The 11,864-nt window shown below is 62.4% G+C and carries 7 protein-coding genes; 1 reads left to right on the top strand and 6 read right to left on the bottom strand.

Features of this window, described 5'->3' with window-relative positions:
• Positions 1–39: 39 nt before the first annotated feature.
• From ACP7BX_RS28585 to recC, 6 genes are all read right to left on the bottom strand, one after another.
• Positions 40–531, bottom strand: coding sequence for an OmpA family protein (locus ACP7BX_RS28585; RefSeq protein WP_177059864.1), 492 nt, complete (start codon positions 529–531; stop codon positions 40–42).
• Positions 532–535: 4 nt separating this feature from the next.
• Entirely contained in the window at positions 536–1,798 is a 1,263-nt protein-coding gene (locus ACP7BX_RS28590; RefSeq protein ID WP_426130980.1) for a diguanylate cyclase domain-containing protein, read from the bottom strand.
• The gene (locus ACP7BX_RS28595) at positions 1,795–2,370 is read right to left on the bottom strand and encodes a YfiR family protein (protein WP_426130978.1); all 576 of its coding nucleotides are present in this window, start codon (positions 2,368–2,370) and stop codon (positions 1,795–1,797) included. Before ACP7BX_RS28595 ends, ACP7BX_RS28590 begins: the two co-directional genes overlap by 4 nt.
• Positions 2,371–2,512: 142 nt before the next feature.
• On the bottom strand, positions 2,513–4,582 hold the full coding sequence (recD, locus tag ACP7BX_RS28600; RefSeq protein ID WP_426130976.1) for an exodeoxyribonuclease V subunit alpha: 2,070 nt from the start codon (positions 4,580–4,582) through the stop codon (positions 2,513–2,515).
• A complete protein-coding gene (gene recB, locus ACP7BX_RS28605) occupies positions 4,579–8,253 on the bottom strand; it encodes an exodeoxyribonuclease V subunit beta (RefSeq protein ID WP_426130974.1) in 3,675 nt (1,224 codons plus the stop codon). The genes recD and recB overlap by 4 nt, the downstream gene beginning before the upstream one ends.
• Complete coding sequence (recC, locus tag ACP7BX_RS28610) at positions 8,250–11,702, bottom strand: exodeoxyribonuclease V subunit gamma (RefSeq protein WP_426130972.1); 3,453 nt, start codon at positions 11,700–11,702, stop codon at positions 8,250–8,252. The genes recB and recC overlap by 4 nt, the downstream gene beginning before the upstream one ends.
• Between recC and ACP7BX_RS28615 the strand changes: the two genes are divergently transcribed.
• Positions 11,668–11,864, top strand: a 197-nt coding sequence (locus ACP7BX_RS28615; RefSeq protein WP_426160894.1) for a hypothetical protein, incomplete at its 3' end; no start/stop codon positions are given. The genes recC and ACP7BX_RS28615 overlap by 35 nt on opposite strands.

Genomic DNA, 11,864 nt, shown 5'->3' on the forward strand with positions numbered 1-11,864 from the left:
ACAATTGATTGGGTTTCAAGTTGATATGGGGGTAGTGACTCAGTCCGCAATCACCACAATCGACACCCGCCGATTCTCCGTGCGCCCCGCCACTGTGGTGTTCGGCGCCACCGGCTCGCTGCTGCCCAGCCCGCGCAGCTGGATGTTCTCTTCCTTCATGCCCACACCGGTCAACACCGCCGCCACGCTTTTTGCGCGGCGCAGGGACAGTTGCTGGTTGTAGGTTTCTTTGCCCGACGCATCGGTGTGGCCGTCGACGCGGACGCGCTCGATGCCGACGCTCAGCAAGGCCTTGCCGATGCGTTGGACGATGTCGGTGCTGGGTTGGTTGAGGGTCTCGACATCGCTGCCGAACAGCACTTTGCCGGACAGGCCGAATGCCCAGCCTTCGTCCGTCAGTTCGAAGCCTTGCTGCTTGAGGACGGCCACTTGCGCCGGGGTCAGGCCTTTGGGGGGCGGCGTCTGGCAGCCGCCGAGGGCGAGCAGTGCCACCAGCAAGGTGATAAACATGAAACGCGCGGTCGTGAACAAGGGGTCAACTCCTGTGTTGAACGTTGACGACGGGGTTATCCGACTCCGCCGTTTGCTGGCCGCCCGAGGACAAACGCTTGGCCTGGTACATCGCCGCGTCGGCGGCATTGAGCAAGGTGCCAGGGGTGGCGCCATGATCGGGGTAAATGGCAATGCCGATACTGAGGGAGGTCAACACCTGGGTGTTGCCGGGCACGGGGATGGGCCGGTCCATGCTGGCGATGATCTTGTCGGCGATGCGCTCGGCGTCTTCTGCCTTGTGCAATGGCGCCAGCAGGATGGCGAACTCATCGCCGCCCAGGCGTGCCACCAGGTCATCTTCACGCAATTGCGCACGCACACGCTCGGCCACGGCGACGAGGACGGCGTCGCCGGCGGCGTGGCCAAAGCTGTCGTTGATCTCTTTGAAGCGGTCGCTGTCGAGGTACAGCACCGCCACCTGTTCCTTGGCCTTGGCCGCACTGCGCAGGGCGCGGATCAAACGGCCTTCGAAGAACGCACGATTGGGCAAGCCGGTGAGGCTGTCGTGGTTGGCCTGGTGGGCGAGGAATTCGTTCTCGCTTTGCAGGTGGCTCTGCCAGGCTTCCATTTCGCCGAGCAAGGCGTTGAAGTCACTGCCGAGGCTGTCGAGTTCGGCGATTTGCGCCGGTGGCACGCGGCGGTCGAAATCGCGCTCGCTACGGGCGGCATGGGCCACGGCGGCGAGGCTTTGCAATGGGCCGGTGATGCCGCGCAACAAACGCCGCGCCAGGTGCAGGGCAACCCATGCGCTGAGGGCGGTACAGATGAGGATCCCGGCCAGGCCGCTGAGCAAAAAGCGCAACAGACTACCGCCGTGGCCGGTCAGATGAATGCTGCCGATGGCTTTGCCTTGATGCAGGATCGGCTGGCTGATGGGTTGTTCGAGCAGAGTGTGCGCCAGCTCCAACTCGACCCGCGAGAGCATGCCGGTTTCCGGGCGTATCCACTTCGCCAACAGCTTGCCATTGGCATCGAAGACTTCGGCCTCGGCCACTTCTTCGGTGGAGGCAATCAGGCTGAGGGCTTCAGTGGCCGCCGCGCTGTCGTTGAACACTACCGCCGCTTCCACGGTGTAGTTGATGGAGCGTGCGATCAGGTGCAGGTTGTGCTCGGCATAGACTCGCAGCGCCAGCACGCCAAGCAGGGTCAGGGAAACACTCGCCAGCGTCACCGCCACCAGCGCCAGGATCATGTGTCCGCGACCAATGACGGAACGCAGGGTCGGCCGCGCTTTGACGGCTGTCATGACGCAGTCGCTCGGCGGCGGGACAACTGCAACACGCTCGGGTGAATGCGCACGCCGCTGCGGGCGACGGAGTCGAGGTTGACCTCGAACGACACCTGCTCATCGCTCACCCGCAGGCAGAACAGACTGCCCACGGTGCATTGGTCGCCGCCTTCGCTGATGCTCAGCACCGGATGGCCGATCAACGAGGTGAACAACTGGCTGCGCTCATCGGCGCTAAGCTTGCCGATGTACACCGCGTCGCACGCATTGACGATATCGGGATGGCTGGCCAGCAGGCGCTGCACCACCACTGGGCGGCCGGTGGCTTGGGTGGTGCCTTTGATCAGGTCGTCGGTGTATTGGGTCGGCCCAACGATGCACAGGCGCAATTGCGCAGGTTCTACCGGCCAGCGCGCATAACTGAGGATACCCAATACTACTTGGGTGACGGCCTGCGCACGCTGGGCGGCAAGGCCCGCAGGGTCGGGCGCCTGGGCGAAAGCGTGTGGCGCGAACACGCACAGGAACGCCACCAGCAGCATGCGTCTCCAGCTCAAACTGCGCTCTGTGGGCGAGACAGCCACGTTCATGCAGCGATTCTCTCAGGTGTTTTTTAGATGATGCCGCAACGATAGCACAGCGGCGGAAAACCCCGCGAAGTGTAGGTCTTCGCAGGGGCCGCTATTTTTCCAGAAAAATCAGGCGACTGAACCAGAAATCTGGCATGACCTATCAGTCAGTTTTTTCCGATTCGTGACCCAGCTCCAGCATCAACCCACTCAAACGCTTGACCTTGCGCCTGACAGCCTCCTCAAACACGCCGCCTCGGGGCTCGATCAGGCTGAACCAGCGCTTGGCCCGGGTGATGCCGGTGTAGATCAGCTCTTTGGTGAGCACCGGGTTCAGCGCATCCGGCAGGATCAGCGCGGTATGGGTGAATTCCGAGCCCTGGGATTTGTGCACGGTCATGGCGTACACGGTTTCCACATCGTTCAGACGGCTGGGCAGCACAAATCGCACACCGCCTTGGCCGTCGTTGCGTGGGAAGGCCACGCGCAGCACCTGGGGGCCGCCGTCGCTTTCGGGCAGTTTGAGCGCGATGCCGATGTCGCCGTTCATCAGGCCCAGGCCGTAATCGTTGCGGGTCATCAGCACCGGGCGGCCTTCGTACCATTGCTCGTCGCCTTCGATCAGCCGCACCTTGCGCAGGGCGGCGGTGATGCGCAGGTTCAGGCCTTCCACGCCCCAGGGCCCTTTGCGCACCGCGCAGAGCAGTTGGAACGCGTCGAAGGCTTGCAGCAGTTGTTGCGCCCAGAGGGTCCAGGCCTCACTTTCACGCGGCGTATCCGGCGACGGGCGGGCGCTCTGCAACAAGTTGAGGTAATAGCGATAGCCCTCGGCATCGTCGCCCTGCCCGTCCAGCACCAGCCGTTCGAGGGCGTGATCGTGTTCGCCCTTGAGGCTGACGCAGAACAGGTCAGCGTGACTGCGCGCGGCGAGCAGCTTGCGGGCTTCTTCAGCGTTTTGCTGGTTGACCCAGCGCGCCAGTTGGCCGATGCCACTGCCTTCGCCGAAACGTCGCGAGTAACGCAGCATTACCACCTGCTGGGCCAGGGGGTGGCTGCCGTCGAGGTCTTCCTGCAGGCCGCTGGCGCTGAGGTCTTCGCCGCTGACGGCTTGCAGCCACTGACGGGTGTCGGCGTTGTAGAAACCGGCTTCGGCGTCGCGGCATAAGTCACCGAGGACAGCGCCCGCCTCTACCGACGCGAGTTGGTCCTTGTCACCCAGCAGTACCAGGCGTGCGTGGGGCGGCAAGGCGTCGAGCAGGTTGGCCATCATTTCCAGGTCGATCATCGAGGCTTCGTCCACCACCAGCACATCCAGGGGCAATGGGTTACCGATGTGATGACGAAAATGCCGTGTGCCTGGGCGACTGCCCAGCAAGCGGTGGACGGTGGTGACCTGGGTCGGGATTTTTTCCTTCACGCTGTCCGGCACTTTCAGCGACAGCACTTGTTGGCTGATGGATTCGGTGAGGCGTGCGGCGGCCTTACCGGTGGGGGCGGCCAGGCGAATGCGCAATGGGCTGCCAGATTCCACAGCCGGCGCCTGCAACAGCGCGAGCAGGCGCACCACGGTGGTGGTTTTGCCAGTGCCAGGGCCGCCGGTGACGATGCTGAATGCGCCGCGGGTGGCCAGGGCGCAGGCGAGTTTTTGCCAGTCGATCACACCGTCGGGCGGCGGTTGATCGAACAGGCTGTTGAGGCGCTGCGGCAAATCGACGGCCACGTTTTCCTGGGTGGCAAGACGCAGGCGCAAGGCGCTGTCGATGCGCCGTTCGTAAGTCCAATAGCGGCGCAGGTACAGGCGCTTGCCGGACAGTACCAAAGGACGACTCTGCGCGGATTCGCTGCCATCGACCGCCAACGCCACCAGGTGACTGGCGGCCAGTGCGTGGCACCAGTGGGCGCCGTCCAGGCCTTCCAGCAACTGCGACGGCAACAACATGGCGCCGGTTTGCAGATCGCCCTCTGGCGGCAATGACAGGGCAAAATCCGGCGCCTTGAGGGTTTCGAACAGGTCGAGGCAGACGTGACCATGGCCCAATTGATGGCTGGTCAGCGCGGCGGCCAGCAGCACCAGCGGGTCGGCCTGAGGATCAAGCTCGTGCAGGAAACCCACGAAGGCTTTGTCCAAGGCACGCAACCAGCCACGATCGACCCAGCGCTCCAGCAGTTGCACCAGGTCAGCGGCGCGGCTGAGGGGCATCAGCGCCTCCAGCGGTAGCGGCGACAGGCTCATAACAACACTCCTTGTTCCCAGGCGGGCTCAACCTTGGGCGGGATGGGCTTACCCTGGAACAGCAGGTCCAGGCCTTCGATCAGCTCCCGCGGCGGACGGGTGAAATACGCGCCCTGGCTCGCGGACTGCGTGCCCCGCAGGAAAATGTACAGCGCGCCGCCGATATGGCGGTCGTAGTCGTAGTCCGGCAGACGCGCCTTGAGTTGGCGGTGCAGGGCCAGTAGGTAAAGTACGTATTGAAGGTCGTACCGATGATCGAGGATCGACTGTTCCATGGCATCCAAGGTGTAGGCCGAATCGTCGGGGCCCAGCCAGTTGGATTTGTAGTCGGCCACGTAATAGCGGCCATCGTGTTCGAAGGTCAAATCGATGAAGCCCTTGAACATGCCGTTGAGCAATACAGGTTCGGCGGCAACGCGGGAAGCGCCGTTGTGGGTGAATTGGCACACCAGTTTGTCGACGGCGAGGACATCAACCTTATGGCTGGCAAACCAGAATTCCATCTCGATCTGGTACTGCTGCAAACCACTGAGGGAGACGTGACCGTTGTCCACAGGCAATGGCGTTTGCAGCAGGTGGCCGAGCCAGCTGCTGAGGGTGATGATCCAGCCTTCCCAGTTGCGCCGGTTGCAGCGGGCGCCCACGGCTTTTTCGATGGCCTCGGGCGTAACGTTGAAGCCGTCCTCCCCTGCCCATTCCAATAGGCCGTGGAGGAAGGTCCCTGGGTTAGGACCGCGTGGGAAACGGTGTATATCGCCGCCGGATGCCGCCACTTCGCGAGGTGCATCGGGGTCGATCCGTTCGTCATCGAACAACTTCTGGGCCTGTGGACTTTCCGGTGCTTCGAGCGGGGCGGCGCTCATGCTGTCGCCAATGCGCAAGGCGCTGTAGGAAGCGATCCACCAGTTTTCCGCAGCCTTGCGCTTGGGCAGGAGCGGCGCTCGTAGCGTGGCTTCGTTGCGCGGTGGGTGGAAAAGGATGTCTTGCGCTTCGGGCACCAGGGCGTAGTTGATGGCGGTGCAACCTTCTTGAAGGTCCAGGAGCCAGCGTGCCAAGCCGGCGGACTCACCCAACGAGGCGCCTGCACCGAGCAAGTAGCCCAGCGCCGACAGGTGCAGCACGGAGCTGTTGCTGTTGCCACGCTTGAGGTCGGCGATGCCCAGCCAGCAGGCGTGCTTGGCGCGTGTCAGGGCGACGTAGAACAGGCGCAGGTCTTCGGCCAGGCGCTCATTGTCGGCTTGGGCGACCAACTCAGGCGTAGGGCGCAGGCTGACTTGGGATTTGCCGGTTTCATCGTGGTAATGAAGGGGCAATCGGCTGCCATCCACGGGTTTGGCGGAGCAGATGAAGGGCAGGAAAACCAGGTCGTATTCCAGGCCTTTGGATTTGTGGATGGTCACGACCTTGACCAGTTGCTCGTCACTTTCCAGGCGCAGGATTTGTTCTTCACCCGCCTGACCAGAAAGTGCCAGGTGTTCGGCCAGATGGCGGATCAGTGCCTGTTCGCCGTCCAGTTCCGATGCGGCCTGTTGTAGCAATTCGCTGAGGTGCAGCAGGTTGGTCAGAACACGTTCGCCATCACTGCGCGCGATCAGGGTTTGCGGCAGTTTGAAGTCGTGAAGCAGGCGACGCAGCATCGGCAGCACGCCTTGGGTACGCCAGATCGCACGGTAGCCACGGAACTGCATGACGCGGCTTTCCCACGCCAGTTCGTCCTGGTTCAGACGTTCCAGTTCCGGCAGTGACAGGTTCAGGGTGACGCAGGCTAGAGCAGCACGCAGCGGACGTTCCACATCCGGTTCGGCGCAAGCCTTGAGCCAGGCTAGCAGGTCGTGGGCTTCCTGGGCGGCGAAGACCGAGTCCTTGTCGGACAGGTAGACGCTGCGCACGCCACGGGCGGCCAACTCGGCGCGCACGGCCTGGGCCTCCTTGCCGTCGCGCACGAGGATGGCGATGTCTGACGGACGCACGCCTTTGAAGCTGCCGTCCGGTTGTAAGAAGCCTGCGCTGCCCTGCTGCCCGCCGTTGAGCAATTCAACAATGTGCGTGGCACAGGCCGCCGCAAGTTGCTGACGATACAGCACGTTGGAAACCGGCTGGTCAGTAGGCAAGTGCCAGAGGTTCATGGCTGGCAGCGTTTGGCCATTTACCTGCAATTGTTCTTTACGTCCCTGGGACAGTACCGAGTGGAACGGCACCGGATTTTCACCATTGGGCTCGCGGAACAGGAATGCGCCGCGACCTGTTTCCGCACGCTGGAACACGTGGTTTACCGCCTCGACCATCGCGTGGCTGGAGCGGAAGTTGGTGCCCAACGTGTGATGACGGCCGGTGGTGGACTGACGGGCGCGCAGGTAGGTGTAGATATCGGCGCCACGGAAGGCGTAGATCGCTTGCTTGGGGTCGCCGATCAGGAACAGGCCACTGTCGAGGTGGTTTTCTTCGATGCGGTAAATGCTGTCGAAGATGGCATATTGCACCGGGTCGGTGTCCTGGAACTCGTCGATCAGGGCTACCGGGAATTGCTCGCGGATCACACTGGCCAGGCGTTCGCCGCCGTCGGCTTGCAGTGCAGCGTTGAGGCGGATGAGCATGTCGTCGAAACCCATTTCGGCGCGACGGCGTTTTTCTTCTTCAAAGCGTTTGCCGACCCAGCCGGCCGCGTGTTGCAACACGGCGGCGTCGGGGGTTGGCAGAGCATCAAGGGCCGCCTTGAGACCGGCCATGGCGTCGATGCCAGGATGCTGCGGCGGCTCGCCCTTCCAGGCTTCGGCCATGCCGTCGGGCGTCAAGCGGGTGAAGCCGGTGCCGATGTCGAGTTGTTCGAGGGTTTCGTCAGCGGCCCAGGCACTGATCTTTTCGAACCAGGGTTCGAAGTAGCGGGCTTGCATCTTGCGACCGTCGACAGCTTTGGCGGCCACGGCTTGCAGGCAGATGTCGCGCAGCTCGGCGGCCCATTGTTGCCAGGGCGCCTTGATGGCGGTCAGCGCTTCGCGGCGCTCTTGCAGGCAGGCCGTGATCAGCTCTGCGGGCTCGCGGGCTTCATCCGTGGGCCGTTCGCTGCCGAACAACGCGCGCACTCGCGGCATCAATGCGGCGGGGCCACCCCAGTTGCTGCGCACCCAATTGAGTGCGTCGTCGTGCATCGGGTAGCAGAACAGTCGCCAGTAATCGCGCAACACTTCGCCGAGCAAGTCGCTGTGATCGGTTTCCAGGGTTTGGGTGAACAGGCTACCGCTGTCGAAGGCGTGCTCGCGCAACATGCGCTGGCACCAACTGTGGATCGTCGAGACGGCGGCTTCGTCCATCCATTGGGCGGCGATGTCCAAGCGGTTGGCGCAGGCGGGCCATTGTTCGAGTGGGTATTCGTCGCGTAGATCAGCGATCAGAGCGTCGGGCTGTTCAATTTCTTCGCGGAAGAAGCGTGCTGCTTCAGCCAGGCGGATGCGGATGCGTTCGCGCAGTTCTTTGGTGGCGGCATCGGTGAAGGTCACCACCAGGATTTGCGGCGGCAACAGTTCGCGACCAAAGCCTGATTCATCGCCTCCGTGGCCGAGAACCAGGCGCAGGTAGAGGGCAGAGATAGTGAAGGTCTTGCCGGTGCCGGCGCTGGCTTCAATCAGCTGGCTGCCTTTGAGCGGAAAGGCCAGGGCCAAGGGTTTGCTAATCATGCGCCGGCCTCCTCGCCTGTGAGTGATCGCCACGGGGCATTGAGCAGCGGGCGATACAGGGTTTCGCACCAACCTTCGAATTCTTCGCTGGCGATGAGCGTGGCGTAGTCGGGGAATTGGCGGGTGAGCGCCGGGGTTTCGCGGCGTTCGCCATCGGTAGTCAGGCCATCGCCTTCGTAGGCTTTGCTGGCCGCCGCCTGGGCCTTGGCGGGATCGGTCTGGCTAAGCCAAGCGAAAGCGGTTTTGACGGCGACGGGTAACGGTTGGCTCATCCCGGTATTCCAGGCCAGCAATAGGTTACCGAGGATTTCCTGGGCATTGGCTTTATCCAGAGGTGGCAGCAGCAGGGTGTCATCGCTGGCCACCAAGCCGGTGCTCAGCGGCAGGCCACAGGCGCAGGCAACCACGTGATTGACCCAGGGGCGAATCAGGCGATGCCACTTGCGGGTCTTGATCGAGCCGATGCTGTTGGGGATGGTGGTAACGCTGAGCAACCCGCCATCGCTGCGTCGATGCAGACCACTGATCCAGCCTTCCAACTGCACGCCATTATGCTCAAAACTGACCGGTTCGGCGCCGGTGTGCGGGGTGGGCCAGAGCGCGAGCAGTTGCTGATAGCGTCGCAACAGATCGGGTAACGGTTCGATCAGTTCGTTGCGCAGGCATTCGCCGAAACCCACCATAGGCAACAGGCCACTGCCCTGCAGGCGCAGGGCCTGGGCGTTCAGGGCTTGGTCGAGATGATCGGGTTGGGTGAGTGCGGCGCTCAGCAGGCTGTCGCTCAGGCTGTAGCGTTGCAGGGCGTCGAGAACGAAGGGTTCTTCGTCGGCCAGTGGCACTTCGGCGGCCTCGAAGAACACTTTCAGGCGTTGGCTGAAGAAGTGTTTGACCGGATTGCGCAGGAAGTCTTGAAGCTGGCCGAGGCTAAGGGGCTCGTCCTGTTGATGCGAGCTGAGTTCCTCTTCTTTTGGCATGGCATCCAGCGTTTCGTGCAGTAATTGCCACTCACGGGCGTAGCTGAACAGCGCGTCGCCTTCATGGAAGTAACGGGCGCTGAACGGTTGCAATGGGTGCTCTTGTGTCATGGCGTCGATCAGCGATTCATCGCCATTAGCGTGGTGCCAGCCGCTGGAAAGGTGGTCACGCAGTTGGCCGATGAGTACCGACGCAGGGCGGTCACTGTTATCGCGGATGCTGCGGCCCACCCAGCTTATGTACAGCTGGTCGCGGGCTGACAGGAGCGCTTCGAGCAACAGGTAGCGGTCGTCTTCACGGCGTGAGCGGTCGCCGGGGCGGTAGTCGCTGCCCATCAGGTCGAAGTCCAGTGGGGGTTGGGCGCGTGGGTAATCACCATCATTCATGCCGAGCAGGCAAACGAGCTTGAATGGGATCGCTCGCATGGGCATCAAAGTGCAGAAATTGACAGCTCCGGCGAGAAAACGCTGGGAGAGGCGACCTTGGTCCAGACCTGCAAGCCAGGCTTCGCGGACTACGGTGAGGGGTAACTCGTCCTGCAGGCCGACGGATTCGCAGGTTTCCAGCCAGGTTTCCCTGAGCTGTTCGAGTTGGCCCAGCAGGTAGTCATCGTGTTCGCTGCTGGGCAGGAAGAACAGTTGCATCAGCCGTTGCAGGCGCTCACCCCATTGCGCAGGAGCCGCAGGCAGCGACAGCGCTTGATGTGCGTCGTTGAGTGCGTCGAGCAAAGCGACCAGAGGACCAATGAGCGCTGCGTCGAGGCCACCGATTTCATCGTAGGGCTCGATACCCTCACACGCGGCACCGGTGCCTACGGCGTAACCGAGCAACATGCGGCGCAGGCCGAAACGCCAGCTGTTTTGTTCCAGCTCTGTTGGCAAGCCCAGGCCGGCACGTTGTTCGGCGTTGAGCCCCCAGCGGATGCCGGCGCCTTCGATCCAGCGATGCAACGTCGGCAGGTCGCGCTCCTGGATGGCGAAGCGTTCGCGCAGGGCCGGCACATCGAGCAGGTCGAGGATCTCGCTGACCGGGAAGCGGCTGTCGGGCAGTTTCAGCAGGTGTTCGACGGCGATAAGCAACGGGTCGCGGCCGCGTTGGCCCTGGTCGGTCAGGGTGAACGGGATGAAGCGTGGGTCATTGCGTTCGAGTTGGCCGAACACGGCGCGGATATGCGGCGCATAGCTGTCGACATCCGGGACCATGACGATGATATCTCGCGGGCGCAGCGAGGGGTCGGCACTGAAGCGTTGGAGCAACTGGTCGTGGAGAATTTCCACTTCACGCTGGGCGCTGTGGGCGATGTGGAAGCGGATGGAGGTATCACGTTCCAGGTCGACAGCGGGCCATAGCTCGCGGGTTTCATTGAGTGGACGCAGTTCCAGGATGTCGTCCTGAAGCTGGTTGAGCAGTGTGGGGGGCTCGCTGTCGCTGAACAGGTCGATGCGACCATCGCGGAATGCGGCGCGGTAACTGTTGGGGTCGTCGTAGCTGTCCAGCAAGCTGATGTAGTCACGGCCTTGTTTGCCCCAGGCGGCCAGCAGCGGATGGGCGTGCTGGTGCAGGGTTTGTGGGTCGATGGTGACCGGCATGCCGGCTTTACGCGCTTGGCGCTTGTATTCGTTACGTAGCAGGTCTTTATCGGCGACGATGTCAGACCAATGGTGACGGCAGGGGTTGTGCACGCAAAGCAGGACTTGGCTGAATCGCGCGAGGCCGGCGAGGGCTTCCAGTGCCTGGGCGGGCAACGAGGAGATGCCGAAAACAATGACTCGGGATGGCAGGCCCGCAGGCGCTGTATCCAGTGTATTGATGCGCTCGATAAAACGCTGGTGAACCCCGGCGCGGCTTTCGGCCATGCCTTCTTCACCGACATCCAGCAGCAGTGCGCGCCATAGTTCGGCTTGCCAGCAGTTGGCTGGATTGAGCGGTTTTGACTCGCCTCGACCGTTGCGCAGTTGGTGGCGGCCGGCAGCCCAGTCTTCGAGCCAATCAGCGCGGTAGACCTGATATTGGTCGAACAGGTCAGCCAGGCGCTCGGCGAGTTGGTAGCGTTTACGCAGATCGGTGTCGTGGGTGAGAAAGCGCTGCAGCGGCTCGAAGTGCGGTTGATCGATAAGCTCCGGCAGCAGGCGCATGAGGCGCCAGGTCAGCGGTGCTTTATCGAGCAGGGACTTGGGCGGAATTTCATCTTTGCCCAAGACCATGCGGTAGAGCTGCCACATAAAGCTGCCGGGCAGTTGAACATCGATTGCTGCGGCGATGCCGCAACCGCCCATGTCGTCGTCTTCCGGATCTTCAGCCAGGGCCAGCTTGAGCCACTGGGCGATGCCGTTGCTTTGGACTAGGGCGATTTCGTTTTCCAGGGGCGCGAGGGGATAGCGGCGCATCCAACTGACCGCTAGGCTGCGCAGTTCGTCCAGGCGGTTGCCGTGAACTACCATGAATCCAGGGCTGAGGGACGTCGCATCCGGCATAACGGCTTCCTTGGGAAAAGCAAAAATCGAGGGTGCGACTTTAGCACTGTGGGCAGTTGTTGGCGGAATTGGGATGTTAGCTGTCTTTTCGACCGCCCAAAACAAAACCCCATCTGCTTTCGCAAATGGGGTTTCGGAATTTAATCTTGACGATGACCTACT

Source organism: Pseudomonas sp. DWP3-1-3b3, from assembly GCF_049896305.1.
In the GTDB taxonomy this organism is placed as follows: Bacteria; Pseudomonadota; Gammaproteobacteria; order Pseudomonadales; family Pseudomonadaceae; genus Aquipseudomonas; species Aquipseudomonas azotoformans_A.